This is a genomic window from Mycolicibacterium sp. XJ2546, from assembly GCF_053483195.1.
Genome location: NZ_JBEFRW010000001.1, coordinates 671411 through 696654, shown reverse-complemented (window position 1 = coordinate 696654; position 25244 = coordinate 671411). Strand labels below are relative to the sequence as shown.

The window sequence follows — 25244 nt, the reverse complement described above, 5'->3', positions numbered from 1 at the left end:
CCAGAGGAGCCTCGAATGGCCGTATCCGTCAAGTCTGTTCTGATGTCGGGCATCTCCGTCGTCGGAGCCACCGCCATCGCGATCGCCCCGGTTCAGGCGCCGCCACCCGATATCAGCACCAGCTATCACTCAGCCCCCGTTCGGGTGGTCTCCGATGAGTTCATCGAACTGCTCGCGGCGGTCCAACCGGTCACGGCGACCGCGGACCCGGTAACGCTCAACGCCACCGGCGACGCCATCATCAACGCCTGGAACAGGGTGCTGCCCTGGATCGACTACTGGGTCGAGCTCGCGGCCTACGCCGCCGACTTCATCCCGTTCGGCTACTTCATCCCGATCGGCTACGACATCAGCGCTCAGATCGACATCTTCTACTTCACCCTGATCCGGCCGATCGCCAACAGCTTTGTGGTGGATCTCGTCGCGCCCGTCGTCGACGACCCACTCAACCTCGACAGCTACATCGACGGGCTGTCCACGCTCGGCTCGGTGACGTGGAACTCGCTGCAGAACTTCGTGATCGCCGAGTTCAACTTCTTCTTCGGTTGGCTCATCCCGCCGCTCCCGCCGATCCCGCCGCTGCAGTCAGCGGTCGAGGAGCCGATGTCGGCGATGTCGCTCGCGGCCACCGAGGAGGAGACAACGGTGCCCGAAGAAGCCGAGCCTGAAGAGGCCTCCGAAGAGCCCGCCGAATCGGCCCCCGAGACCACCGAATCAACAGACGAAGCCGAAGAGGCCGAGGAGCCGGTCGAGGTAACCGAAGAGGCCGAGGGGCCGGCCGAGGAAGTTGAAGAGACCGAAGAGGCCACCGAGGCCACCGAGGCCACCGAGGTCGACGAGCTCGAGGACATCGAGGACGCCACCGAGGTCACCGAAGCCCAAGAGATCGAGAATGTCGAGGAAGCAGCGGAGATCGACGACGCCGACGAGGCGGCCGAGTACTCGACCGACAGCGGCGACACCGTGACGCAGTCACCCAGCGTCGATGCGGCCGATGGCGACAGCGGTGACGAAGGCGACGCAGGCGACGCAGGCGACGACGGGGATGGTGGTCAGGCCTAGGGCGTCACGTACCGCCAAAGCACCGCGGCCGGCGGCAGCGCACCGAGCACGAGCAGCAGCAACACCGCGTACGCCATGACCCCGGAACCTCCGAAGACGACGTCGTCACCCGGCCCACCCAAGAACATCACGGCCACCGTGGCCAGCCAGGTCCACAGCGGCAGCGCGGCGATGCGGGGCGACGACGTCCAGTGCAGCGCCGCCCACACCAGCGCCGCGTTGACCAAGCCCGCGAGAAGTGCGCTGATCGGAAACGGCACCGAGCCGATCCGCAATGGCAGGAGGAACGCCGCGGCGATGGCGCACAGCACGCCGTCGAGCGCAAGCAACGTCAGAACCACCACGCGCAGACGATCGGTGGTGGTGGCCGGAGGGGTCAGGTCGGGATGCTGTCGAGCAGCGACACCATGGAGCCGATCACCCACTGGAAGTTGTCGAACCGGTCCTGCCAGTGCTGCAGGTTGGGATCGAGGTCCTGGTCCATCTGTCGTCCCTTCCACGCGCCGGTGTTGTCGGCAGCTTACCCCTTCGCCTACTGCAGGTTGAGCCCCGCAAGCAGATCGGTCTCCCAGCCGCGAGCATCGCGCTGTCCCGCGGTGCCCGCCGCAAGGACGTAGTGCTCGATCGCGCCGATCGGCAGCGCGATGTTGTTGGACAGCGCGAAAGACCGTCCGTCGAGCGCGACAGTGACCTGTGTGGCGTGGGCACGCAGCGCCGCGGTCTTGGCGGACAGCTGCTCTTCGACGTCGATGACCGCGTCGATCGCGTCGTCTTCGAAGCCGAACCCCAGGTCGTCGGCGGACACCCGGATCCATCCGGACGGCACGTCGGTCAGGGCCGCCAACCCTTCGGCGACCGCGGATCTCGCGAAGACCGACCAGTAGACCTTCGGCACGCTCCACGGTTCGCCGGGATGTTCGGAACCGGCGGCGGCGGCGACGGCGGCCATCGTCACCTCGTGGGTGTGGATGTGGTCCGGATGCCCGTAGCCGCCTTGCGGGTCGTAGGTGACGACGACGTGCGGGCGCAGCTCGCGGATGTGCGCCACCAGCGCGCCGACCGTTTCACGCGGGTCGGCGTCGATGAATCTCTGCCTGTGCCGCGGCGGTGTCCCCGCCATGCCTGAGTCGCGCCACCGGCCAGCGCCACCCAGATAGACCGGTTCATCGAGGCCCAAGGCGCGCAGTGCGGCGGTCAGTTCGGCGACGCGGAAGCCACCGAGTTGGTCGGCTTCGTCGACGGCGAGTTGCGCCCACCGCTCGCCGATCACTTCGCCCTCTTCACCCAACGTGCACGTGACCACCCGCACCTGCGCTCCCCGGGCGACATAGTGGGCGATCGTCGCGCCGGTGGCGATGGTCTCGTCGTCGGGATGGGCGTGGACGAAGAGCAGTCGCGGGGTCTCCATTCGCAACAGCTTGCCCGGTGGCTGCGCGCACCCGCCAGCCATATCGGTGGATCGGCACTTTCGACCCTCGCGCTCGATTTCCAGCTACCGCATCGGCGCGATATACAAAATTGCGCCGATTGTCGACCGAGACAGATCGAGCGGTCTGACACCTCCCAGAGCGCGGTTCCACCACGTGGCGGGCGCTGTAATAGCTAGCCAGGCAACATCACCGGTGCTGCATATCCGGCTTGACGGCCGTGTCTATTTGCCGTTCGATGGCCGAAATAAGGCCGTGATCGACCCAGCAAGAGAAATGGTTGCACAGACTTCGAGTTAGCCGAACCTAACCCTGGCTAACATATCGGCGGGAATACGGGCCCCGAGGACTCGGCATCGGCCCCGAATTGAGAGCAATCGGTCCCCCTCCTGTCGAAACTGGAGGGGGACCGATCTGTTTGGTGCCTGGTTACTCGTCGCCGCCCGAACCGGACTCCGAGCCACCGGTGTCGCCGTCACCGGCGTCACCGTCGTTGTCTGAGTCGCCGGCAGTGGTGTCGGCCGCGTTGGTCGTCTGCCCGTCGTCCGACGCGTCACCGCTGTCGCCGGCTTCGCCGCCGCTGCTCAGACCCGTCTGGCCGGGAGCGGCCTTCAGGCTCTCACGGACCTCGCCGGTGCCGGGCTTCTCCTCCGTTTCCTCGGTCTCCTCGGTCACGGGTTCGGCCTCTTCGTCCGCTGCCGCGTCGTCGACGACCTTCTCCTCTTCCGCTTCGACCTCTTCGACTTCGCCGTCCTCATCGAGCGCGCCTGCGGCGCCGGACCCGTCGGTGCCCCCGGTGGCCGCGACCGAGCCGGTTTCGTCACCTTCGACCTCGGCCGAAGACGCGGCGGCGATCTCTGCGGTCCTCGCGCCGGCGTCGACGTTGAGCGTGAGAACCTCGGCCTCCACGTCGGGGGCCTCGTTCGCCGCAAACCCGGCGCTCGAGGGCACGACGATCGGCTGCAACGCGTCCGCGATCACGTTGCGCAGGCCCAGCAAGGCACCGATCGGACCTGCCGTGAATGGGTTCACCTGCGGGGTCAGCAGACTCGGAACACCGTTGAAGCCGTTGAGGACCACATCAGCCATGACGATGGGCGCACTTATCACCGCGCCTGCCGCGGTGAGGAAGTCACCCGCGGTGACGGCGTCGAAGACCGTCTGGGCGATATCGGCCGTCCCGTTGATGATCGAGTTCACCGGCGACAGGACGATCGCCGAGAGCAGCGGGAACACCTGGTTCGGCAGTTCGGCGAACACGTTGGCGATATTCTGCGTGGTGTTCTGCAAGATGGTCAGCGGCGGCCCGATGAGGCCGAGCAGCGGAAGGCCCGCCAGAATCAACGTCTGGTTCAGCGTTTCTCCCGCGCCGACGAAGTCGCCAGCGGCTATCTGCGTGGCCACCTCACGCAGATTGGTGCCGACCTCTTCCACCAGGCCGGGAAGCAAGAAAGCGATTTGTTCGGCCGTCGCGGCGATCAGCCCGAAGTTGGCACCCTGGTTGATCAGCACCTGCTGCAGGATCGGCGCCGGGGAGGCTGCGAACTGCTCGAACAACCCGGACGTGTTGGTCAGGGTGTTAGCGAAGAGCTCCGAGAATGCGAGCAGCGGGTTGGACGTCGAGGTGAGCTGCATCGCCGTGCTGACGCTCGGTGCTGCTGCAACCTTGATGTCCGGAACTGGCGGCGCCACCGGGCTGACGGCGATGACACTGGCTCCGACCAACGCCACCCCCGCGGTTACGTAGGGGCGAACGGCTCCCTGCATGGCTTCTCCTTTACGTAGACGTCGACCATGTCAAGCACACGTTACCCGAGAGTCAGTTAACTGTTAACGATTTAGTAAATTTTGCTTTCAGCGAGTTCCGCACCGCGTTCGCAGCGGCCGTTTCAGCACACACCGGGCCGACCGACCGTTTGCTACGCACAGTGCGCACAGCGATCACGGATAGCTGAAGTACCCCCGCGCCATCCCTTCTCCATGCAGTCCAGCCCGACCTACCGAGCAAATAGTGCGGAGCTGGCCTGCCCGCACGTTCGCCCGGCCAACACCGGCGCCACCTTTGATGATGCAAATATTAGGCGGTCTGCGAACCTCCTCTCAGCAAACATTGTTGGGGCTTCGCGCCCATTCCCACCAGCCGGCCCCGCGCCTGGCATAGATTCACGTGGTGTCGCGGCGCACCCTGGAGTTCTGCTGCGCGATCGTCGTCGTCGGCCTGCTGGCAGGTCTGGCGGGTGCCGCCACCACGCTGCTGCTGCACGGCGTCGAACACCTCACCTATCACTATTCGTTCGGCGCGCTGCTGACCGGTGTCGGCGGCAGCAGCCCGGTCCGGCGTGCGCTAGGGCCGACGGTCGGTGGCGCGCTCGCCGGGTTCGGTTGGTGGCTGCTTCGGCGACGGGCCGATGTTCCGCCGCTGTCGACGGCGATCACCGCGCCCCGGCGGCTGCCCCGGTGGCCGTTGTCCATCGACGCGGCACTTCAAGTGCTGCTCGTCGGCTCGGGCGCATCGCTCGGTCGCGAAGGTGCGCCCCGCCAGTTCGCCGCCGCGCTCAGCGATTTCGGTACGGCCCGGCTGGCGCTGACGTCGCGCGACCGCGAAATCCTGTTGATATGCGCAGCCGGAGCCGGGCTGGGCGCGGTGTACAGCGTCCCGCTGGGCGGCGCCTTGTTCGCCGCCAGGGTCCTGCTCGGGACGTGGCATCCCAGGGTGGTGGGCACGGCGCTGATCACGTCGAGCATCGCGGTCGCAGTAGCCTCCCCAGTCACGCACTTCGAGCATGCGCTGACCTGGCCGGACGACGATCTCTCCTACCTGTTCGTGTTCCTGGCGTTGGCGATCTCGCCGCTTGCGGCCGCGGTCGGATTGGCCTTCGACCGCATCATGGCGGTAGCCCGGCCACACCAACAACTGCGCTCATGGCTGCTGATCCCCTCGATCGCGGCGGCCGGGCTGGCGATCGGAATCTGCTCGATCTGGTGGCCCGAACTACCCGGCAACGGCCGAAGCATCTTGACGGTGAGCATCAACAGCAGCCTGACGCTGGGCTCGGCGGCCGTGATCCTGCTCCTCAAGCCGCTGCTGACGGCGTTGTTCCTGCGCGCGGGCGCGGTCGGCGGCATGCTCACGCCGGCCCTGGCGACCGGCGCAGCGGCGGGATCGGTGGTCGTGCTCGGCCTGAATGGCTTGGCAGGCACCAACATCGACGCGCCGGCAGTGTCGTTGACCTGTGCGGCCGGCGTCCTCGCCATCACCCAGCGTGCACCTGGCTTTGCCGCGCTGTTCGTCTGGGAGTTGGCACACCCGCCGTACTGGCTGCTGGTTGTGTTCGCCGTCGCCGCTTACGCGGCCCACGCACTGCGCCTGCTGCGCGAACGACACGCGACCGACAACCGTTAACCGCGCCGTCGGCACGCCGGGCGAATACTTCGATCCCGCGCTCGACCGCCCAGATTGCCAAGTGCGCCGCTTGACGCGCGGAACCCGGCCAGTTGACGATGCATACACCGCAACCACTCATTATCAGCAACCTCGTTTACCGTCACACCCATTCGGTTTTGGTGCGCTTGTGACGTACTTTGCGGATCCACGCAACGAACCGCTCAACAAATGACATCCAGTGCGTCGACGTCATATACCGCTACGCGGTCTTTGCTACGACCGTACAGCTCACGAAAGTTCATTCAAGATTGCCTCACCCGCGAAAGATACTGCGTTCATTGGGTTTACGGGTTACGTACATTTGCCCTAGGCTTGCTCAAGCCTTCATGGCTGTCCGGTTCGCGGTGGAAACAAAGGAGATGCAATGCAAGTTGCTGTTCGCTCAACTGTCACCACAGGTGTTGCCTTGATCGGTGCCGGTGTCATCGCCGTCGCTCCGGTCGCGCCGCCGGTACCCGAAATAGCAGCAACTCCGATTTACTCCCCACCTGTTGCCCTGACCGCGACATACGCCGAACTGTTCGACAACACGTTGTCGAGCTTGGGTTATCTCGGCAACGACCTGTTCGAGGAAGGCATCGCGCCGATTCTTCAGCAGGTGGCCGTCAATCAACTCACGATGGTGCAGGACCTCGGTGCAGCCATTCACCGCCTGTTCGAAGCGAGCAACCCCGTCGGCATTCCCGCCACGTTCCGCACGGCGATTGACCAACTAGCCGCCGGGCAGATCCAGCAGGCTGCCGAAACGTTGTCCACCGGCGTGATTTTGGCGGCGCTTCCGCTACTTCCACCGTTGCAGGTGCCGATCAACAACCTCGTCGCCGTCATCGATCTCATTCCGCAAGTCATTCCGATGGTGGGCATCGGGTTGATCAGCCCGCCGCTTTCGCTGTTCCAGGCCACCGCGGAGGCGGTTCAGGACGTCGTCGACGCGGTGGGTGCCGGCGACTTCACTGGCGTCGTCAACGCGTTCATCAACGCCCCGGCGACCATCCTCAACGGGGTGATCAACGGTTACCCCGAGAACGGTTTCCCCGGCCTCATCGGACCGAGCGGCGGTGCGCTCGGCGTCATCGTCGACATCCGCGACATGATCCTCGGCGCCATCACCCCGGACACGGCGAACGAGGCAGAAGAAACCGAGGCCACTCCGGAGACCGCAGCCGTCACCGCCACCACCACTTCCCCGGCCCTGACGGTCAACCTTGACGTGGAGGCGGCATTTCCTGCCGCGGAGGTGCAAGCGGCGTCCACCAGCACGGCGACCACGGGCGGCGACGACCGGGGCGGCGAGACTCCGGCAACCGACGCCACCGAAGAGGCCGACGACGCCGAGGATGCTGGGGAAGAAGAAGCGGCCGAAGAGGACGACACCACCGAGTCCGCGGTTGACGAAGAGGTCAACGTCGAGAACCCAGCAGCCGAGGAAGAGACCGAATCCGACAACGGGCAAACGGATCTCTCGGACGGCAACAAGGTGAGCCCGGGCGATACAGCCGGCGACGACGCGGACACCGAGTCCGCCGATTCCGGTGACGCCGCAGAGTCCGACACCGCGGAGTCAGACGCGGATACCGACAGCGATTCGGGCGACGGCTCCGACAGCGAGTGAAAATCGGCTAACCGACCGCCGAGTGTGGGGTTGGGACACGTCCTGCGCAAAAATGCGTGCATCAAGCCCACACTCGGCGCTGAGGTCGGGCGTCGCCGTGCTACTGCGGCGTCTTGATCCAGTTGCCTGCGTCACCCACAATGCCCACCGGCACGGCACCTGACAGGCTGACGTTGCGCACGCTGGGCCCAGCGGCGACGATCGTGGTGTCCTGCAGGATCGGCAGCACCGTCGCCATATTCCACAGCCGCGGTTCGACGGCGGTGATCACGTCGGCAATAGCCTCCGTACCATCCAGTGCCGCATCGATTTTCGGCTGGATGCTGCGATCGCAGATGCCGGTGATGTTGCTCGGCGCCTGCACGAGCTCACCGGATTCCGGCTCCGGGTTGGGTGTGGTGGTCGCGGCGGTCGGCGTGGTCACCGGCGGCTCCGGCGGCGGTGTGTCCGTGGGCGGCACCGTCGGCTCACCCGTTCCGTCCGGCGCCGCCGGGGCGCCCGGTTTGGTCGCCACCGCGGTCGCCTCGAGGGCGCGGCACCCGAAGCGCGACGCCAGCGCGGTCGCGAGATCACCGCCGGCCTGACGCCAGCCGATGACGGCGTCGACGCGGTTGTTCGCCAACGCCTCGCCGTACAGCACCACCGGATCCAGTGCCGAAACCGACGCGGTGATGCCGACGTTGCGCAGCTGGTCGGCCGCGGTGTTCGCGACGGCCACCGACGTCGGATCGTTGGCGGCCACACCCAGCACCAAGGTCAGCGGCACACCGTCTTTGGTAATGCTGCCGCGCGTGTCAACCGGCCCGGGCGCACCGGGCACGGTCTGGCCCGGTTCGAGTTCGTAACCGGCGTCGAAAAGCAGGTCCAGCGCCGCGCCCTGCGTCATCGCCGGTGGTGCCGTTGGCACATAACCCGGATCGGACGGCGAGCGGACCAGCGCCTGCGCCAACGTCACCGTGTTGTCGTCACCGGCACCGACCGAGGCGAGCAGATCGACGTCGAGCAGGCCCAGGATCGCCTTGCGCACCCGGGTGTCGGCGAGCGGAAGCTGCTGGGCGCGCAGCGTCAACTGCATGACCCGGGGAGCGACGATGCGGGCCGTGCGCACATCCGGAATCGCGGACAGCTGCGCAAAAACGACAGCGCCTCCGTGCACCTGCGCTACCTGGGTGTCGCCGTTTCGGATCGAGTCGGCCAGCGCTGCGGAGTCACCGCCGCGGCGGAACAGGATCTGGTCGGGTTTGGCAGGTTGTGCCCAGTAACGGTCGTTGCGTGCCAGCAGGATCTCGTCCCGTTGTGGGTCGATGGTCTCGACCCGGAACTGGCCGCCGGTGACGGGCAGTGCCCGCGCGAGCCCCGCGCCGAATCCACCCGGGATGTCCTTGACGATGTGGGCGGGCAGGATGTCGTTGAACAGTTCGCGCCATGCCGGATAGGGCTGCGAGAAGGTCACCACCGCGGTCTTGCCGCCCTCCACTGACTGCACGCCGGTGATCAGGTCATAGCCGGCCGGGTCGACGACACCGGGATGGCTGACCATCTGCTGCCACAAGTACCAGTAGTCGTCGGCGACGATGGGAGCGTTGTCGGTCCAGGACGCCTCCGGCCGGATCTGGTACGTGACCGTGAACGGGTTCTCGTCGGTCACCTCCGCAGATACCAGCAGCGACGTGTCGAGCTCCCACCGCGAGCCCGTCGGGGTGTTCGGATCAGGGATCGGGCGGAACGAACTGGGCAGCACCAACGAACTGATCGCCGCGCTGACCGGTGACTGATCGGACAGCAGGTGCGGGTTGAACCCTGGGCCGATCCAGTCGATGGCCATGATGATCTGGGTCAGCCGGGGCGGGGGCGGGGCCGCCACCTCGGTGGTGTCGGTGCTCTGGGGCGCGGGCGGGGGGCTTACCGTACACGCCGCCAACACTGTCACCAGCGCGGATAGCGCGGTAATGACGCGTAGGGCTCCCAACACGGTGTTCAGGGTATCGGCATCAGCTGTTCCGCCCATTTTTGGTGATGTTGCGCCCGCGAAACCCGACCGCCGGTGAGAAACTTGCTCAGCGAACGGCAGGGGGGATGGGGAAATGCCGAAGATCTACGGGGTGAAGGAAAAGGATCAGGTCGTCGATCACATCATCGACCTGATCCTGAACGGAAAATTGCGCACCGGAGACCGGATCGACCGCACCGCGATCACCAGGGAACTTGGCTTGAGCCGCATACCGGTTCAGGAGGCCATATCCCAACTCGAACACGACGGCATCCTGACGACGCGCTATCACCGGGGTGCCTTCGTCGACCGTTTCGACCAATCCACCGTTCGCGAACATCATGAGTTGTACGGCCTGCTCACCGGCATCGTCGCGGCGCGTGCGGCGGCCAACCCCACTCCGCGGATTCTGGCCCACCTCGACTCCTCACTGCGGGTCTTGCGGGCCGCCCACGATCCGATCCAGTTTCAGGAGGCGGCTTGGGCGTATCGGCTTCCCCTCAACGAGGAGTACGCCGGTCCCCGCTTGCAGGCGGCGATCCGCGCGTTGCAGAGCTTCGTGCCGAATAGTTTCTGGAACTACCCCGACAGCCATAGCGATTTCCTTTCGGTCTACGAAGAGGAAATCTCGGCGATCTGCCGACGTGACCCCGACAGCGCCCGGTTGTCGTGTGCGAAGCGCGCCGACCTGATGGCCGAGATCATGCTCGACAAGCTGACCCGAACGGGCGTACTCGACGGGTAGTGCTATCCGCGGGCTTTGGCGCGTGCCTTGGCCCGCAGCCGTTGCGCGGCGTTCAGCTCGACCTTGCGCACCCGCACCACTTCCGGTGTGACCTCGACACATTCGTCGGAGCCACAGAACTCCATCGCCTGTTCGAGATCCAATCGTATTGGCTTGGCGAGCGTTTCGATCACGTCGGCGGTCGACGAGCGCATGTTCGTCAGCTTCTTCTCGCGGGTGACGTTGATGTCGAGATCCTCGGCGCGCGGGTTGATCCCGACCACCTGTCCCTCGTAAGTGTCCTCGCCGGGTTCGACGAAGAACTGCCCGCGGTCGGCCAGCTGAATCAGCGCGAACGGCGTGATCTGGCCGCTGCGGTCGGAGACGAGCGAGCCGGTGTGGCGGGCGCGGATCTCACCGGCCCACGGCCGGTAGCCGTCGAACACCGCGTTGGCGATCCCGGTACCCCGCGTCAGCGTGAGAAAGTCGGTGCGAAAACCGATCAGCCCACGGCTGGGCACGATGAAATCCATCCGCACCCAGCCCGCGGCGTGGTTGGCCATCTCCTCCATCCGGCCCTTGCGTGCGGCCATCAGCTGGGTAATGGCGCCGACGAACTCCTCGGGGCAGTCGATGGTGAGCGCCTCGAACGGCTCGTGCGGCTTGCCGTCGACGGTCTTGGTCACCACCTGCGGCTTGCCGACGGTCAGCTCGAAACCCTCCCGGCGCATCTGTTCGACCAGCACCGCCAGCGCCAGTTCGCCGCGGCCTTGCACCTCCCACGCGTCGGGCCTGCCGATGTCGACGACGCGGATCGAGACGTTGCCGACCAGTTCCTGGTCCAGCCGGTTGCGCACCATCCGCGCGGTGAGCTTGTGCCCGGATACCTTGCCCGCCAAAGGTGATGTGTTGGTGCCGATGGTCACCGAGATCGCCGGCTCGTCGACGGTGATGCGCGGCAGCGCGTGCGCGTGTTCGGGGTCGGCCAGCGTGTCGCCGATCATGATCTCGGGCAACCCGGCGACGGCCACGATGTCCCCGGCGACGGCCTCGTCGGTGGGGCTGCGTTCGACACCGACGGTGGCGAGCAACTCGGTGATCTTCGCGTTCGTGATGACCGGCGCGCCGTCGACGAGCCGCATCCACGCCACGGTCTGGCCTTTGCGCAGCCTGCCGTTGTGGATGCGGATCAGCGCGAGGCGGCCCAGGAACGCCGACGCGTCGAGGTTGGTGACGAGTGCCTGCAGCGGCGCGTCGGGATCGCCGCTCGGCGGTGGAATGTGTTCCAGCAGAACGTCAAACAACGGGTCGAGGTTGTCACCGTCGGGAACCTGACCGTCGGCCGGTTCCTCCGTGCTGGCCACCCCAGCGCGACCCGATGCGTACAGCGTGGGAAGGCCCAGCGCGTGTTCTGCCGCCTTCTGCGCGGCCGGGTCGCTGGCGGCAAGATCGTCAGCGACGTCGAGAAGCAGGTCATGGCTGGCGTTTACGACGTCGGCGATGCGCGCGTCGGGCCGATCAGTCTTGTTGACCACGAGGATGACCGGCAGGTGCGCGGCCAGCGCCTTGCGCATAACGAACCGCGTCTGCGGCAGCGGCCCCTCGGACGCATCGACCAGCAGCACCACCCCGTCGACCATGGACAGCCCGCGCTCGACCTCGCCGCCGAAGTCAGCGTGTCCGGGCGTATCGATCACATTGATGACGGTCACGGTGCCGTCGGCGTGATGGCGGTGCACGGCGGTGTTCTTGGCCAGGATCGTGATGCCCTTTTCCCGCTCCAAGTCACCGGAGTCCATGATCCGTTCAGTGGCGTCGTCGCCCCGGTGCGTCAATGCGCCCGACTGCCGCAGCATCGCGTCGACCAGAGTTGTCTTACCGTGGTCGACATGTGCCACGATGGCGACGTTGCGAAAATTCACGTCGGCCATTGTCGCAGCGCAAACCGTCGATCGCGAAAACGAGAGAGCCATCTCACGTGAAGGCCAGTAAGTTGGCCGACCTCAAACCGAAGAAAAAGTGCTGCCGCAGCGATCCGCGGTGCAAGCGTCCCCCGCAAGCGGGAGGTGCCCCAGCCCGGTGGTGGTGGCCAAGCTACGCAAGGCCGAGCGCCACGGGATCCGGGGTAAGGCCCTCGAAAAGGTTCACAAACGGGCCCGACGAAGCTGACTCAGCGGCGCGCTCAGCGCAATGCATCCCGCAGTTCGCCGAGCCAGGCCCGGTCGGCGGGTACCCAGGCCAACCCGTCGAGGTCATCCACGCACACCCACCGCAACGCGCGATGGTCGTTGGGATGCAGGTTGCCGCCGGTCTGCGTGACCCGGTAAGCGCGCAACGTCGTCGTCGCGTTCAGCGCAACGTCGGCGCCCAGACGCGCGCCCACCGTCACCTCGACGCCGAGTTCCTCGTGCAGTTCACGCGCCAGCGCCGCCTCGTCGGTCTCCCCCACGGTGACCTTGCCGCCGGGCAGCTCCCACAGCCCGGCGAGTTCGGGAGGCCGGGCCCGCTGGGCAACCAGCAGTGATGCTCCCGTGATCAGCGCACCCGCGACGACGATCTGGTTCGGCTTCTGGTTCAACACTGCCAGTGACGGTATACGGTCGAAACCATGGCTGTGTTAACGGACGAACAAGTGGACGCCGCACTGCCCGACCTTCCCGGCTGGGAGCGAGCCGACGGGGCGCTGCGCCGCTCGATCAAGTTTCCCGCCTTTCTCGAGGGCATCGACGCGGTGCGCCGCGTCGCCGAGAAGGCCGAGGAGAAGGACCACCATCCGGATATCGATATCCGTTGGCGGACCGTGACTTTCGCGTTGGTCACCCATTCCGAGGGCGGTATCACCGAACAGGACGTCGAGATGGCCCGCGAGATCAACGGGCTCGTCGGCTAGCTGCGATCCACGCCAGCGTCGCCAACGTCGCGATGATGTAGACCAGGCCTGCCCAGGCCAGATACCACGGTCGGGAGATGTCCCAGATGCTCGGCTGGGCAAAGCTCAGCAGCCACGGCACGCCGACCAGGCTCACCACCAGCCACCCCCAGCCCAGGATCCGTGCGCCCCAGCGGTCGCGCAGCGGGCCGTGCAGCAGCCAGATCATCAGCGGAATGAGCCACACCCAGTGATGCGTCCATGAGATCGGCGACAGCAACAGGCCGAACAACTGCACGACCAGGATCGCGCCGAGCCGGTCGGAGGCCCCGCCGATCGCGCGCCACGCGAAGACCGCCAGCACCGCCGTTGCCGCGACCGCGATCAGCACCGCAGGCTCGAAACCCGCGTCGTAACCGAGGATGCGCGAGATGCCGCCGCGCCACGACTGGTTGAACGACGTGCCGATCGGGCCGACCCGGTCCGCGTCGCCGAGCAGCTCGGTGAAGTAGTACCGCGTCGGGCCACCGATCACCAGCGCCGAAATGCCAACGGTGGCAAAGAAAACGACCGCCGAGAACGCCGCCGCGCCCCAACGCCGGGCGCCGACGAAATAGAGCCCCGAGATCGCGGGCGTGAGCTTCATCCCCGCGGCCAGACCGACCAGCAGTCCCGACAGCCACCATCGGGTGCTGTAGACCGCGTACAGCACCGCCAGCACCAGCAGCACATTGATTTGTCCGTAGTCGAACGTGCTTCGCAGCGGTTCGGTCCAGATGCCGACCGCCGTCCACAGCATGGCGATGCGCCGGTCGTCGAAACCCAAGAGCCGCTGACTGATCCGCACCACGCCGTACAGCGCCGCGATGATTCCGAGCTGCCAGACGAACGCGACGACCCCGAACGGCAACAGGTGCAACGGGTAGAACACCACCGCCGCGAACGGCGGATAGGTGAACGGCAGCGGAAAATCGGGCGTCTGCTCGGCGTAGACGTAGTCGTAGAGCGCGCCGGGCCCGTCCAGCGTTCCGGCCCCGCCGACGTACACATGAAGGTCGACGAAGTTCGCGCCGTTGGGCACCACGTAAGTCCACGCCAGACGCGCGGCAATGCTGAGGAGAAGAAGGAGCGGCCCCGCGGCGGCCACACAGTCAGCCATGCGCGTCGCGGTCAGCGGCACGGGCGCACCCTTTTGCGGGGCCTTTTTGATGTCAATGCGCCGACTCTAACCAGCGGCCGACCGTGGTCACCAAAACCCTTCGCATCCGTAACGGTTGAATAACCGCCCCACGTGTCACACGAGCCTCACTAGTAACAGGCCTAGCTTCGGGCGGAGGCGTGCCTACAACGGATTGGAAACACCATGCACAAGATCGGAAAAGCATTCACGACCTCAATGATCGCCGCAGGAGGGGCGGTTGCCGCGGCGCTCGCGTTCAGCGCCTCCGCCGGGGCCCAACCCGCCGCGCCCGCACCCGCGCCGAACGTGCCGGGTATCCCGTTCATCCAGCAGCTCGCCAGCAACCCGGCCGCTGCGTCGCAGCTCATGCAGGGCGTCACGTCCCTGCTCGGTGCCGCGCAGGCACCGGCCGCGGCGGCGCCGGCCGCCACGCCGCCGTCGGCCACGGCCTCGGTGACCCTTCCGCAGCCTCCGACGTCGCTGCCGGGAATGCCGGATGCTGCGCCTGCGGCGCCGACCACCGCCATGGCGACCGCGCCGCAGGACCTGCTGACCACCATCCCCACCAGCCTCGCGTCGCTGCTGCCGGAGGGCACACCGCTGGTGAACCTGTTGCCCGCACCCGCATCTGCCCCAGCACCGGCGGCTCCCGCACCCGCGCTTACCGTGCCGGCGGCTCCGGCGGCCCCGGCAGCTCCGGCGCCCGGCACGAGCCTGCCACCGGTGTTCACCCCGCTCTCGGCGCTGCCCTGACGACGACGGCGACGGTAGCTCACGACCAGACCACGACCAGCACACCTTGGGGGAGCCATGTCATCTAGGACGATGTTCGCCACCGTCGCCGTCGCGATCGGCTCATCGGCCACGCTGCTCTTGGGCAGCGTGGCCGGTGTAGCCAACGCTCAACCCGCACCGCCGCCGCCGACCGACGGGCTGCAGGCGCCCGGCCTGTCGGCGGTGCAGAGTATCGGCCCGGCCATTCAGCAGGCGGCGTCCGATCCGACCAACGCCGCGTCGACGTTGATGGCCGCCGCGGCGGTATTCGCCGGCGATGCGGTGGTCCCGGCCGATTCGCGCAATGTCGCGACGGCCGTCAACGAGTTCGTCGCGCATGTGCCTGCGCCCGGCGCTGTGCCCGGCACGCAGGCGCATTTGCCGGCGGGCGTGAACCCGGCCCATGCCGTCGGGCCGGCGCCGGAAGCGGTCGAGGTGCCTGCTCCGGCGCCGCAAGCCGCACCCGCACCCGCACCCGCCCCTGCCCCGGAGGCCGCGCCCGTCGCACACGCACCCGCGCCTGCGCCGGCACCCGAAGCCGCACCACCGCCCGCTCCGGCGGCCGCCTCGGACCCGGCGTTCGGTCCGGACGCGCCGCCGACACAGGACTTCATGTATCCGTCGATCAGCAATGGGTGCATGAAAGACGGCGGAACCGTGTTGGCCACCGCGATCTCGGTGGCGGGACCCGCCAAGATTCCGACGCCGGGTCCCGGGCCTGGCCAGACCGCTTATGTGTTCACCGCGGTCGGCACGCCGGGGCCCGCGGCCGAACAGAAACTGCCGCTCAACGTCACCTGGGTCAACCTGAGCACCGGCAAATCGGGCAGCGCGACGCTCAAGCCGCGTGCCGACATCAACCCGGAGGGCCCGACCACATTGACCGCGATCGTCGACACCGGGTCGGGCAGCGTTCTCTCGACGATCTTCGGCCAGGTCACCACGACCGAGAAGCAGTGTCAGTTCATGCCGACCATCGGCTCCACGGTGGTGCCGTAATGCCTTTTGACCCGCGCTAAAGGGTCAGTAGGCCATGAAGAGGATGGCGTCCCGGTCGTACTCGAGGCCGGGGTGCTTGTCCGCGAGGTGCGCCTGCGCCTGCTCGACCAGATCGTCCTCGTCCTTACCGGTGATCGCTTCGCCGCACGGGCAGTTCAGATGCGTCTTCATATGATCACCATGGCATAGGTCGGTATACGCGACGTGAAAGATGGAGAGCATGGACCTCTACAACGTCATGCGCTCAACGTTTGCCGTTCGCGAGTTCACCGGCGATCCGCTGCCCGACCACGTGCTCGTCCGCATCCTCGACAACGCCCGGTTCGCGCCGAGCGGCGGCAACCGCCAGGGCAACCGCGTCATCGCCGTGCGAGATCCCCAGACGCGCGAATCGCTGATCGAATGCACGGTTCCCGGGACCAAGCGCTACATCGCCCAGCTGAGACACGGGGAAAACCCGTGGAATGCGTTGCAGCCAACCGGCGTCGACGAGGAGACCATCGCCGCGGTCGAGGTGCCGACGCAGTCCCCATTGCGCGGGGCCGACGTCGTCTTGGTGGTGTGCGTCGACCTAGGCGTAGTCGCGGCGTTCGACCAGCACCTGGACCGCGTCGGCCTGATCGCGGGCGCGTCGGTGTACCCGTTCGTCTGGAACATCCTGCTGGCGGCCCGCAACGAGGGCTACGGCGGTGTGCTCACCACCGCGGCCGTGGCCGAGGAGCCGCGTGTCCGAGAGTTGCTCGGCATCCCGGACAACTATGCGGTTGCGGCGCTGCTGCCGCTCGGCAAGCCGACCCGCCAGCTCAGCAAGCTCAGCCGCAAACCGGTGTCCCAGATCGCCACCCGGGAGCGCTTCGACGGGGAACCGCTGGGGGCCGTAAGCCAACCCGCAGCCAACCCAGGTTGACAACGGGTTACAGTTCGGCTGCCGAGCCGACTCGATGAGCGCGTCTGGTTCCCAACCGCCGTTTGCCATGAGACCTTGTCAAGGTGACCTGCATGCTGGGCTACGCCACAGCAAGCGCCGTCGGGCAGAACCTCGAAGGTCAGCTCGCGGCGCTCTCCGACGCGGGCGTCGACCCTCGTCGGGTGTTCACCGACACGTTGTCCGAATCGGCCGACCGGGTGCGCGCCGGCCTGCACGCGATGTTGAGCTACGCCCGCTCGGGAGACACGATCATCGTCGTCGCCCTGGACCGGCTGGGCGTCTCGACCGCAGAGGTGACCCGCACGATCGCCAACCTCACCGACCGCGGAATCAGGCTGCGCACCCTCAAGGAGGGATTGGACACCGGTACGACGACCGGACGGGTGGTCGCCAGCATCGTCTCGGCGTTGGCCGCGCTGGACTCCGAAGCCCTCGGGGCGCGGGACTAGCCCTTTGCGGCCTTCGCGGCGGCCTTGGCCTGCTTCTTGGCGCTGCGCACCTTCTCCAGCGAGCCGGCATCGACCACGTCGGCGATCGACAGGTAGGAGCCATCCTTGCCGTAGTCGCCCGCGGCCTTGCGCCAACCGTCCGGTGTCACCCCGTACTGCTTGCCCAGCAGCGCCAGGAAAATCTTCGCCTTCTGCTCGCCGAAGCCGGGCAGGCTCTTGAGCCGCTTCAGCACCTCCGCGGCGTCGGGGTCGTCGGCGGTCCACACTGCGGCAGCGTCACCGTCGTAGCGGTCGACGACGAGTTGCGCCAACGCCTGGATCCGTTTGGCCATCGAGCCCGGGAACCGGTGCACGGCAGGGGTTTTCGAACACAGCGCGGCGAACTTCTCGGGGTCGTAGGCGGCGATCTCATGCGGGTCGAGCTCGCCGCCCATCCGGTCGGCGATCTTCTTCGGACCGGCGAACGCCGCCTCCATCGGGTACTGCTGATCGAGCAACATGCCCACCAGCAGCGCAAACGGGTTGGACTCCAGCAGCGCGTCGGCCGCAGGATTTTGTACTAGCTGCAGTTTCGCCACCTCCTCAGTCTAGGACGACGCGTGCGAGTGATCGGCTGCAGTGAACCGGCACGTCATGTCGCTGAGGTGTGCGATCGTAGCGACGTAACCGCTGGATACACCCCTAGGAGGCCGACATGAAACGGGTGATTGCAGCTCTGGTTGCCGCGGTGGTCGCCGCCCTCGCGTTGGCCAGCCCGGCTCAAGCGATACCGGACCAGGGCACACCGGCGTTCGACGAATACATGCAAGGCCTGGAACGCAACGGCTATCACTTCAATCCGGATACCGCCTGGCGCGTTGCTCACCAAGCGTGTGTAGGCGGTCTGCCCGGTTACATCGGTTTGGAGATGGCCGCTCAAGGAGTCATCGGCCCAGGAGCACAGGAGCGGGTGTTCGACGTGGCCAGAAAGTACGCCTGCCCGGTTCAATAGGAGAACCCGGCCGCGGCTGTCCAGGTGCGAAGTTTGAACGGCACATCCTGTGGGAACGAGCCGAATGTGACGCACGTCTCATAGGCTGGCGCACGCACATCTGCACATCGAGGTCAGGAGCCGCCTTGCCCGAGACCCACTACACGCCGCGCGTGGCACCGATCAGCGGCAACGATTACCTTGCCGCTGCGGCCAGCCCCGAATTCGCCGACTTACGAAGTAGATTGCGCCGCTTCGTGTTTCCGATGAGCGCGCTGTTTCTCATCTGGTACTCCGCCTATGTGCTGTTGGGGGCGTTCGCCCATGACTTCATGGCGATCAAGGTGCGGGGCAACATCAACGTCGGATTGTTGATCGGGTTGGGCCAGTTCGTGTCCACGTTCGTCATTACCTGGATCTACGTCCGGTTCGCCAACCGTGACCTCGACCCGCGGGCCGAGGCCATCGCCGCCAAACTCGAGGGCGGCGCCGCATGAACGTCGACGTGCTGGCACAGGCCGCGGCCGTCGGTAACCCCGTCACCAACATCGCCATCTTCGCGCTGTTCGTCGCCGTGACGCTCTACATCGTGATCAGGGCGAGTAAACGCAACGCCACCGCGACGGAGTTCTTCACCGCGGGTCGGTCGTTTACCGGACCGCAGAACGGCATCGCGATCTCCGGTGACTACCTCTCGGCGGCCAGCTTCCTCGGCATCGCCGGCGCCATCGCGGTCTACGGCTACGACGGCTTCCTCTACTCCATCGGCTTTCTGGTGGCCTGGCTGGTGGCGCTACTCTTGGTGGCCGAATTGCTGCGCAACGCGGGTAAATTCACGATGGCCGACGTGCTCAGCTTCCGGCTTCGACAACGGCCGGTACGCCTGGCCGCGGCAACCACCACGCTGGCGGTCTGCCTGTTCTACCTGCTGGCGCAGATGGCAGGCGCCGGCGGTCTGGTGGCGCTGCTGCTCAACGTGTCCAGCGACTTCGGCCAGGCCGTGGTGATCGCCGTCGTCGGCGTGCTGATGATCCTCTACGTGCTGATCGGCGGCATGAAGGGCACCACCTGGGTGCAGATCATCAAGGCCGTCCTGCTGATCGGCGGCGCCGCGATGATGACCGTGATGGTGCTGGCCAAGTTCGGGGTGAACCTCTCGTCGATTCTCGGCGCCGCCCAGTCGGCGGTATCAGGTTCGGCGAACGAAGCGGTCGCCAGCCGCGACGTACTGGCTCCCGGCGCGCAATACGGCGCCTCGCTGACGTCGCAGATCAACTTCATCTCACTGGCGCTGGCGCTGGTGCTCGGCACCGCCGGTCTGCCGCATGTGTTGATGCGCTTCTACACCGTGCCCTCGGCGAAGGAGGCACGCCGCTCGGTGGTCTGGGCGATCTGGTTGATCGGCGCGTTCTATCTATTCACGCTGGCGCTGGGCTACGGTGCCGCCGCGCTCGTCGGGCCCGACGTCATCCTGGCTGCACCCGGCGCGCAGAACTCGGCCGCCCCGCTACTGGCCTTCGAACTGGGCGGGGTGATCCTGCTCGCGGTCATCTCCGCGGTCGCGTTCGCCACGATCCTGGCGGTGGTCGCCGGGCTCACCATCACCGCCGCAACGTCGTTCGCGCACGACATCTACGCCAACGTGCTGCGGCGCCACGGCGACGACGACGTGGGCGAACGCCAGCAGGTGCGGGTCTCGAGGATCACCGTGGTGGTGCTCGGCACCCTGGCGATCGGCCTCGGCGTCCTGGCCGCCGAGCAGAACATCGCGTTCCTGGTCGCGCTGGCGTTCGCCATCGCCGCCGCCGCCAACCTTCCGACGATCCTGTACTCGCTGTACTGGCCGCGCTTCAACACCCGCGGAGCGCTGTGGAGCATGTACGGCGGGCTGATCTCGACCATTGTGTTGATCATCTTCTCCCCCGCGGTGTCGGGTGCGAAGACGGCGATGCTCGCCAACGTCGACTTCGCGTGGTTCCCGCTGGCCAATCCCGGCATCGTGTCGATTCCGCTGGCGTTCGCGCTCGGCATCGTCGGCACGCTGACCTCACAGGACCGCGGCGACCCGCAGATCAACGCCGAGTTCGAGGTGCGTACGTTGACCGGCGTCGGCGCCGAGCAGGCGGTGGCGCACTAATCGGCGCACTGGAATAGGGTTGCAGCCCACCGAGTTGCTTCCCGTCGTGACTAGGAGCCGGTTCGCTTTTCCGCTGCTGGCCTATGCCTTCGCAGCCATCATGCTCGGCACCACGATGCCCACGCCCATGTATTCGCTCTACGCCGAACAGCTGGGTTTTGGGGTGTTGACCACCACCGTCATCTACGCGATGTATGCGGGCGGAGTGCTGTTCGCCCTGGTGGCGTTCGGCCGCTGGTCCGACGTCATCGGACGGCGACCGATCCTATTGGCCGGGGTGTTGGCCGCGGTGCTCAGCGCCGCGGTGTTCCTGACGGCCGACTCGGTGACCTTGCTGTCGGTCGGCCGGGTGTTGTCGGGGTTGTCGGCGGGGCTGTTCACCGGGACGGCGACCGCCGCGGTGATCGAGGCGGCCCCGCCGAACTGGCGGACCAGGGCGGCGGCGGTCGCGACCATCGCCAACATCGGCGGGCTGGGCGCCGGACCGGTGGTGGCCGGCGTGCTCGTCCAGTACGCACCCGGACCGCTGCATTTGAGCTTCGTCGTGCACATCGTGCTCGCGCTGCTGGCGGGCGTCGCCGTGCTGATCGCACCCGAGACGTCGGAGCGCACCGGCCGACTCGGCATGCAGCGGTTGTCGGTGCCCGCCGAGGTGCGCGCGGTGTTCACCATCGCCGCGCTCGCCGGGTTCGCGGGTTTCGCGGTGACCGGTCTGTTCATGGCGGTGGCGCCGGCCTTCGTCGCCGACGTCGCCGGAATCGACAACGACGCCGTGGCCGGTCTGGTCGCCAGCTCGATCTTCATCGCGTCGGCGGTGACCCAGGTGGTTGTCGGCGGCATGGAGCCGCAGCGCGCGGTGGCAATCGGCTGCGTGATCCTCATCGCGGGCATGGTCCTTTTGGCTGGCGCGCTTGGACTTTCATCGCTGCTCGGGCTGATCGCCGCCGGGCTGATATCCGGCGTCGGCCACGGTATCGCGTTCAGCCGCGGGCTCGCCGCGATCGCCGAGCGCACCCCGGCGGAGCGTCGCGCGGAGGTGAACTCGACCTACTTCGTCGTCGGCTATGTGGCCATCTCGCTGCCGGTGGTCGGCGAGGGCTTAGCCGCCGAAGCCTGGGGATTGCGCACCGCGGGTGTGATTTTCGCGGTGGCAGTCGCGGTGCTGTCGGCCATCTGCCTGGTCGCGATCCTGGTGCAAAAATCGCGCTACAGCGTGAAGTGATTAATTTCCGGCCATGGCCTCGCGAGCCATCGTCCCCACATAGTCCGCGCGAGTCGACAACTTCAACACCTGTGGCAGGAGCCCGTCCTGGAACTCGTCGACAAGCGACTCGAGGGCGGCCGCAGGATCTTCGGCATGGTCCACGCGCGCATCCCAGAGCGGGTATTCCTCAGTGTCGACCACATAGATCGCTCCCGACAGGGAGCCCTTCAGGTCTGCGCCGGTGGCTTCCCCGGCCTGCAGCGCGCGTAGAAGTCTGTGCGCGAGGTCAAGGTGCTGATTCGCATAGAAGGCGTCCAAGGTCGCCTCGAGCGTCTCGACGCCGACCAGACGATTGCCCTGTGCCACCGTGTCGCCCCGATGCACGTGCCCGGCCCAGCGTTCCGTGCGGGCGCCGGTCCACGCGGCGGTGTTGCCCTGCGCGTCGACGACGCCGACCTGCCGATAATCGCGTCCGTCGTCGCGGCCGATCACTTCGTCGAGCGCCTCCTGGGCGGAATGGCCCGCGGCCATCAACTCGAGACTGTCGATCGCCAGGTACGGGTTCATCATGGCCTGCGACGCCACCGCGCCAACACCGGTCCGAGCGTGCGAGACGAGTTTGCCGACTCCGAGCATGGCGGTGATGGCGCCGACGCCCAGCTGCCCGGTGGCGGGATCGTACGCACAGATGGAGAACGTCACCGAAATCCTTTCGACTTAGTTCTCTATCCTTCCCAGCTGTGCGGGCAATGAAACCCGAAGGCGTCAGCGCTGCGTCCACGCCGGGTCGTGCCCGATAAGCCCGAAACACGTCTAGGAGCCGGACTCACCTCAGCGACTTGGCGATGATCGACTTCATCACCTCGTTCGCGCCGGCGTAGATCCGCTGGGCACGAGCGTCTTCATACATGCGGGCGATCAAGTACTCCCGCATGTAGCCGTATCCGCCGTGTAGCTGCACGCAGCGGTCGACGACCTCGCACTGCCGGTCGGTGAGCCAGTATTTGAGCATCGCGGCTTCAGCGGCGTCGAGTTGTCCGCGTAGGTGCTTTTCGATGCAGTGGTCGAGAAATACCCGAGAGGTGGTGGCGATGGTGTGGCATTCGGCGAGCTCGAATGCCGTGTTCTGGAGATCGAACAGGCGGTGCCCGAACGCTTGGCGCTCTTGGGTATAGCGCAGCGTTTCTCGTACCGCCCGCTGCATGGCGCCGCTGGCCTGCGCACCGATGATCAACCGTTCCTGGACCAGTTGGGCCATCAGCTGACCGAACCCGCGGCCCTCTGCCCCGCCGAGCAGATTGTCCACCGGTACGCGCACATCGGTGAACGACAGCTCCGAGGTATCCGCGCCGTGCTGGCCCACCTTGTCGAGCACCCGGCCGACCGAAAACCCCGGGCAGTCACGCAGGTCGACGATCAACAACGACACCCCTTTGGCCCCGGCGCCAGGATCGGTCTTGGCCGCCAGCACGATCATGTCGGCCGAAGATCCGTTGGTGATGAACGTCTTCGAGCCATTGACGACGTAGTGGTCGCCGTCGCGAATCGCGGTGGTACGGATCGCCTTGAGGTCCGAGCCTGCGCCCGGTTCAGTCATCCCGATCGCGCCGAGGACCTCTCCGCTGGCCATGCCGGGCAGCCATGCCGACTTCTGCGCCTCACTGCCGTACTCCAACAGATAGTGCGGCACAATGCCGCTGTGCACCGAGATTCCGAAGCTCAGATCACCTGCGTATCCCTGCGCTTCGAACACGGCGAGGTCGTGCGCGAACGTTCCGCCTCCGCCGCCGTAGCGCTCGGGTACCGAGCACAGCAGTAGGCCGAGCTCGCCTGCCGAGCGCCACACCTGCCGATCGATGCAATGCTTCACATCCCACACGTCGTTGTGTGAAACGACCTCACGCTCAAAGAATTCCAGCGCAAGCTCGTAGACCGCCTCGGTCTCGTCGCTGCGCCATGAGCTGCTCATCAAGTCGCCTTCCCCTTTCACTGGTCATTATTGGGTTTCGCCACCGCAGCTTGACGCGCCGGTCGGCGCGAACCATATCCGGTGATGCACGACCTCGGAAATGTCTCCATACCCCACTTTTCAGGGTCGGGAGACCCCATGCGAGCCGCGGCTACCGGCCACGAATCCAATCTGAACCGTTTGGTAAAGTTTAGCTTCGATTGCCATCAGAGTGGAAGGCGGGTTCGTCGAATATGCGGGAAGCCGTGGTCGCCGGCGTCGGGATGACGTCCTTCGGTAAACATCAGGGCCGGACGCTGGCCAACCTCGTGGCAGAAGCGGTTGCCGAAGCACTCGACGACGCCGGCCTTGCGGACAGCGGCGACTCGGTCGAGATGGTGTACTTCAGCAATGTCATGGCCGGGCTTCTGCTGGGTCAGGAATCCAATCGGGGCCAGCACGCGGTCCGTGACACCGCGTTGCGCGGCGCGCCCCTGATCAATGTCGAGAATGCGTGTGCCTCGGGCGCAACGGCATTCAGTCAGGCGTGGCTGTCGGTGGCGTCGGGCCAAGTGGACGTGGCCGTCGCGGTGGGAGCGGAGAAGCTTCATTTCGACGACAAAGCCAAGGCGATAGGCGCGCTGACGTCAGCGTTGGACCAGGACCGCCTCGATGATGTGATCGCCGACCTGGGCAGCACCGGGTCAGGCTCGGTGTTCATGGACATCTACGCCCGCTTCGCCACCTGGTACATGGAACGCTCCGGAGCCACCCCAGAAGATTTCGCCAGGGTCGCCGTGAAGAATTCCGAGCACGGCGGGGCCAATCCAAAGGCGCAGTACGGAGGTGCTTTGACCGTTCACGACGTGTTGACCGCCCGGCGCGTCAGTGGCCCGCTCACCGTGCCGATGTGCGCACCGATGAGCGACGGCGCCGCGGCCGCCGTGGTCATGAGCAGAGACGTTGCACGACGATGCGGTGCGGCACCGGTCCGAATCCTGGCCAGCGCGCTCGGTTCGGGTCGACCGGGCGGGTACGGCGAACTGGTGCCGGCCGTTGCTCGCCGCGCCTTCGACGGTGCCGGCATCGACCCGGCCGACATCGATGTCGTCGAATGTCACGATGCCGCCTCGCCGGCTGAGCTCATTGTCCTCGAGGAGCTGGGGTTGTGCGAGCCGGGCGGCGCTGTCGATCTGTTGAGATCGGGCCAGACTCGAATCGGTGGGCGATTGCCGGTGAACCCAAGCGGCGGACTGCAATCCAAGGGACACCCGTTGGGTGCGACTGGACTGGCCCAGATCGTCGAACTGACCGACCAGCTACGCGGCCGGGCCGGAACCCGACAGGTGGATGGCGCCCGGATCGGGCTGTCGGAGAACGCCGGCGGCTATCTCGGCCCGGACGCCGCGGTGGCGACGGTGATGATCCTGGGCCGATGACGAACAGGCCTTGCGTACCCCGGTTATCGAGGTAGACTACGGCTAGTATTCTAACTAACTGGTAAACCAACCTATTGGACAAGGATG

General features: G+C 66.5%; 25 protein-coding genes and 1 pseudogene. 15 read left to right on the top strand and 11 right to left on the bottom strand.

Annotated features, from left to right (window positions below):
• Positions 1-15 precede the first annotated feature (15 nt).
• Positions 16-1062, top strand: coding sequence for a hypothetical protein (locus ABQE44_RS03420; RefSeq protein WP_448428244.1), 1047 nt, complete (start codon positions 16-18; stop codon positions 1060-1062).
• Here the strand turns inward: ABQE44_RS03420 and ABQE44_RS03415 are convergent.
• The 3 genes from ABQE44_RS03415 to ABQE44_RS03405 all read right to left on the bottom strand — a co-directional run bounded on the left by ABQE44_RS03415 (position 1059) and on the right by ABQE44_RS03405 (position 4256).
• Positions 1059-1487, bottom strand: coding sequence for a hypothetical protein (locus ABQE44_RS03415; protein WP_448393397.1), 429 nt, complete (start codon positions 1485-1487; stop codon positions 1059-1061). The genes ABQE44_RS03420 and ABQE44_RS03415 overlap by 4 nt on opposite strands.
• Before the next feature lie 107 nt (positions 1488-1594).
• On the bottom strand, positions 1595-2470 hold the full coding sequence (mshB, locus tag ABQE44_RS03410; RefSeq protein WP_448393396.1) for an N-acetyl-1-D-myo-inositol-2-amino-2-deoxy-alpha-D-glucopyranoside deacetylase: 876 nt from the start codon (positions 2468-2470) through the stop codon (positions 1595-1597).
• Between the two features lie 448 nt (positions 2471-2918).
• Complete coding sequence (locus tag ABQE44_RS03405; protein ID WP_448428242.1) at positions 2919-4256, bottom strand: hypothetical protein; 1338 nt, start codon at positions 4254-4256, stop codon at positions 2919-2921.
• A gap of 403 nt (positions 4257-4659) precedes the next feature.
• Here ABQE44_RS03405 and ABQE44_RS03400 point away from each other — a divergent pair, with 403 nt between their 5' ends.
• Positions 4660-5892, top strand: coding sequence for a chloride channel protein (locus tag ABQE44_RS03400; protein WP_448428240.1), 1233 nt, complete (start codon positions 4660-4662; stop codon positions 5890-5892).
• Between the two features lie 406 nt (positions 5893-6298).
• Positions 6299-7546, top strand: coding sequence for a hypothetical protein (locus tag ABQE44_RS03395; RefSeq protein WP_448428238.1), 1248 nt, complete (start codon positions 6299-6301; stop codon positions 7544-7546).
• A 100-nt stretch (positions 7547-7646) separates the two neighbouring features.
• On the opposite strand, the gene ABQE44_RS03390 is transcribed toward ABQE44_RS03395, so the two are convergent.
• Positions 7647-9554, bottom strand: coding sequence for an ABC transporter family substrate-binding protein (locus tag ABQE44_RS03390; RefSeq protein ID WP_448428236.1), 1908 nt, complete (start codon positions 9552-9554; stop codon positions 7647-7649).
• Positions 9555-9630: 76 nt separating this feature from the next.
• Between ABQE44_RS03390 and ABQE44_RS03385 the strand changes: the two genes are divergently transcribed.
• Entirely contained in the window at positions 9631-10281 is a 651-nt protein-coding gene (locus ABQE44_RS03385) for a GntR family transcriptional regulator (RefSeq protein ID WP_448393391.1), read from the top strand.
• A 2-nt stretch (positions 10282-10283) separates the two neighbouring features.
• Here ABQE44_RS03385 and typA read toward each other — a convergent pair whose 3' ends face one another.
• A complete protein-coding gene (gene typA, locus ABQE44_RS03380) occupies positions 10284-12191 on the bottom strand; it encodes a translational GTPase TypA (protein WP_448428234.1) in 1908 nt (635 codons plus the stop codon).
• 47 nt (positions 12192-12238) lie between these two features.
• Between typA and ABQE44_RS03375 the strand changes: the two are divergent.
• Positions 12239-12429 (top strand): annotated as a pseudogene (locus tag ABQE44_RS03375) (hypothetical protein).
• A gap of 13 nt (positions 12430-12442) precedes the next feature.
• Here the strand turns inward: ABQE44_RS03375 and ABQE44_RS03370 are convergent.
• Positions 12443-12841, bottom strand: coding sequence for a (deoxy)nucleoside triphosphate pyrophosphohydrolase (locus ABQE44_RS03370; RefSeq protein WP_448393389.1), 399 nt, complete (start codon positions 12839-12841; stop codon positions 12443-12445).
• Between the two features lie 27 nt (positions 12842-12868).
• Between ABQE44_RS03370 and ABQE44_RS03365 the strand changes: the two genes are divergently transcribed.
• Entirely contained in the window at positions 12869-13150 is a 282-nt protein-coding gene (locus ABQE44_RS03365) for a 4a-hydroxytetrahydrobiopterin dehydratase (protein ID WP_448393388.1), read from the top strand.
• Here ABQE44_RS03365 and ABQE44_RS03360 read toward each other — a convergent pair.
• Positions 13131-14288 carry a mannosyltransferase gene (locus tag ABQE44_RS03360; protein ID WP_448393575.1) on the bottom strand — a complete coding sequence of 386 codons (1158 nt, stop codon included), beginning with the start codon at positions 14286-14288 and terminating at the stop codon, positions 13131-13133. The genes ABQE44_RS03365 and ABQE44_RS03360 overlap by 20 nt on opposite strands.
• A 204-nt stretch (positions 14289-14492) precedes the next feature.
• Here ABQE44_RS03360 and ABQE44_RS03355 point away from each other — a divergent pair, with 204 nt between their 5' ends.
• Positions 14493-15062 carry a hypothetical protein gene (locus tag ABQE44_RS03355; RefSeq protein ID WP_448428232.1) on the top strand — a complete coding sequence of 190 codons (570 nt, stop codon included), beginning with the start codon at positions 14493-14495 and terminating at the stop codon, positions 15060-15062.
• Positions 15063-15119: 57 nt separating this feature from the next.
• A complete protein-coding gene (locus tag ABQE44_RS03350; protein ID WP_448428230.1) occupies positions 15120-16082 on the top strand; it encodes an Rv1157c family protein in 963 nt (320 codons plus the stop codon).
• A gap of 24 nt (positions 16083-16106) precedes the next feature.
• Here the strand turns inward: ABQE44_RS03350 and ABQE44_RS03345 are convergent, their stop codons facing one another.
• Positions 16107-16253, bottom strand: coding sequence for a DUF1059 domain-containing protein (locus tag ABQE44_RS03345; protein ID WP_064891404.1), 147 nt, complete (start codon positions 16251-16253; stop codon positions 16107-16109).
• A gap of 49 nt (positions 16254-16302) precedes the next feature.
• Between ABQE44_RS03345 and ABQE44_RS03340 the strand changes: the two genes are divergently transcribed.
• A complete protein-coding gene (locus tag ABQE44_RS03340; RefSeq protein WP_448393385.1) occupies positions 16303-16989 on the top strand; it encodes a nitroreductase family protein in 687 nt (228 codons plus the stop codon).
• Between the two features lie 83 nt (positions 16990-17072).
• Positions 17073-17459: a recombinase family protein gene (locus ABQE44_RS03335; protein WP_448393384.1), complete on the top strand. Its 387-nt coding sequence runs from the start codon at positions 17073-17075 to the stop codon at positions 17457-17459.
• On the opposite strand, the gene ABQE44_RS03330 is transcribed toward ABQE44_RS03335, so the two are convergent.
• Complete coding sequence (locus ABQE44_RS03330) at positions 17456-18037, bottom strand: HhH-GPD-type base excision DNA repair protein (protein ID WP_448428228.1); 582 nt, start codon at positions 18035-18037, stop codon at positions 17456-17458. The two genes, ABQE44_RS03335 and ABQE44_RS03330, sit on opposite strands and share 4 nt — an antisense overlap.
• A gap of 116 nt (positions 18038-18153) precedes the next feature.
• On the opposite strand from ABQE44_RS03330, the gene ABQE44_RS03325 reads away from it, so the two are divergent.
• The 4 genes from ABQE44_RS03325 (at position 18154) to ABQE44_RS03310 (ending at position 21788) form a co-directional block, all read left to right on the top strand.
• Positions 18154-18450: a DUF732 domain-containing protein gene (locus ABQE44_RS03325; protein WP_448393382.1), complete on the top strand. Its 297-nt coding sequence runs from the start codon at positions 18154-18156 to the stop codon at positions 18448-18450.
• Positions 18451-18575: 125 nt separating this feature from the next.
• Positions 18576-18926: a DUF485 domain-containing protein gene (locus ABQE44_RS03320; protein ID WP_448428226.1), complete on the top strand. Its 351-nt coding sequence runs from the start codon at positions 18576-18578 to the stop codon at positions 18924-18926.
• On the top strand, positions 18923-20566 hold the full coding sequence (locus tag ABQE44_RS03315; protein ID WP_448393380.1) for a monocarboxylic acid transporter: 1644 nt from the start codon (positions 18923-18925) through the stop codon (positions 20564-20566). The genes ABQE44_RS03320 and ABQE44_RS03315 overlap by 4 nt, the downstream gene beginning before the upstream one ends.
• A gap of 46 nt (positions 20567-20612) precedes the next feature.
• Positions 20613-21788 carry an MFS transporter gene (locus tag ABQE44_RS03310; protein ID WP_448393379.1) on the top strand — a complete coding sequence of 392 codons (1176 nt, stop codon included), beginning with the start codon at positions 20613-20615 and terminating at the stop codon, positions 21786-21788.
• Here the strand turns inward: ABQE44_RS03310 and ABQE44_RS03305 are convergent, their stop codons facing one another.
• The gene (locus ABQE44_RS03305; RefSeq protein WP_448393378.1) at positions 21789-22472 is read right to left on the bottom strand and encodes a DUF1028 domain-containing protein; all 684 of its coding nucleotides are present in this window, start codon (positions 22470-22472) and stop codon (positions 21789-21791) included.
• A 124-nt stretch (positions 22473-22596) separates the two neighbouring features.
• Positions 22597-23739, bottom strand: coding sequence for an acyl-CoA dehydrogenase family protein (locus tag ABQE44_RS03300; protein WP_448393377.1), 1143 nt, complete (start codon positions 23737-23739; stop codon positions 22597-22599).
• A gap of 233 nt (positions 23740-23972) precedes the next feature.
• Here ABQE44_RS03300 and ABQE44_RS03295 point away from each other — a divergent pair, with 233 nt between their 5' ends.
• The gene (locus tag ABQE44_RS03295; protein ID WP_448393376.1) at positions 23973-25157 is read left to right on the top strand and encodes a thiolase family protein; all 1185 of its coding nucleotides are present in this window, start codon (positions 23973-23975) and stop codon (positions 25155-25157) included.
• Positions 25158-25244 lie beyond the last annotated feature (87 nt).

Excerpts from the sequence above, each read along its gene's own strand:
- ABQE44_RS03420 (WP_448428244.1), top strand. The coding sequence starts at position 16 with ATGGCCGTATCCGTCAAGTCTGTTCTGATGTCGGGCATCTCCGTCGTC.
- mshB (WP_448393396.1), bottom strand. The coding sequence starts at position 2,470 with ATGGAGACCCCGCGACTGCTCTTCGTCCACGCCCATCCCGACGACGAG.
- ABQE44_RS03405 (WP_448428242.1), bottom strand. The coding sequence starts at position 4,256 with ATGCAGGGAGCCGTTCGCCCCTACGTAACCGCGGGGGTGGCGTTGGTC.
- ABQE44_RS03395 (WP_448428238.1), top strand. The coding sequence starts at position 6,299 with ATGCAAGTTGCTGTTCGCTCAACTGTCACCACAGGTGTTGCCTTGATC.
- ABQE44_RS03390 (WP_448428236.1), bottom strand. The coding sequence starts at position 9,554 with ATGGGCGGAACAGCTGATGCCGATACCCTGAACACCGTGTTGGGAGCC.
- ABQE44_RS03385 (WP_448393391.1), top strand. The coding sequence starts at position 9,631 with ATGCCGAAGATCTACGGGGTGAAGGAAAAGGATCAGGTCGTCGATCAC.
- typA (WP_448428234.1), bottom strand. The coding sequence starts at position 12,191 with ATGGCCGACGTGAATTTTCGCAACGTCGCCATCGTGGCACATGTCGAC.
- ABQE44_RS03365 (WP_448393388.1), top strand. The coding sequence starts at position 12,869 with ATGGCTGTGTTAACGGACGAACAAGTGGACGCCGCACTGCCCGACCTT.
- ABQE44_RS03360 (WP_448393575.1), bottom strand. The coding sequence starts at position 14,288 with ATGGCTGACTGTGTGGCCGCCGCGGGGCCGCTCCTTCTTCTCCTCAGC.
- ABQE44_RS03355 (WP_448428232.1), top strand. The coding sequence starts at position 14,493 with ATGCACAAGATCGGAAAAGCATTCACGACCTCAATGATCGCCGCAGGA.
- ABQE44_RS03350 (WP_448428230.1), top strand. The coding sequence starts at position 15,120 with ATGTCATCTAGGACGATGTTCGCCACCGTCGCCGTCGCGATCGGCTCA.
- ABQE44_RS03345 (WP_064891404.1), bottom strand. The coding sequence starts at position 16,253 with ATGAAGACGCATCTGAACTGCCCGTGCGGCGAAGCGATCACCGGTAAG.
- ABQE44_RS03340 (WP_448393385.1), top strand. The coding sequence starts at position 16,303 with ATGGACCTCTACAACGTCATGCGCTCAACGTTTGCCGTTCGCGAGTTC.
- ABQE44_RS03325 (WP_448393382.1), top strand. The coding sequence starts at position 18,154 with ATGAAACGGGTGATTGCAGCTCTGGTTGCCGCGGTGGTCGCCGCCCTC.
- ABQE44_RS03315 (WP_448393380.1), top strand. The coding sequence starts at position 18,923 with ATGAACGTCGACGTGCTGGCACAGGCCGCGGCCGTCGGTAACCCCGTC.
- ABQE44_RS03300 (WP_448393377.1), bottom strand. The coding sequence starts at position 23,739 with ATGAGCAGCTCATGGCGCAGCGACGAGACCGAGGCGGTCTACGAGCTT.
- ABQE44_RS03295 (WP_448393376.1), top strand. The coding sequence starts at position 23,973 with ATGCGGGAAGCCGTGGTCGCCGGCGTCGGGATGACGTCCTTCGGTAAA.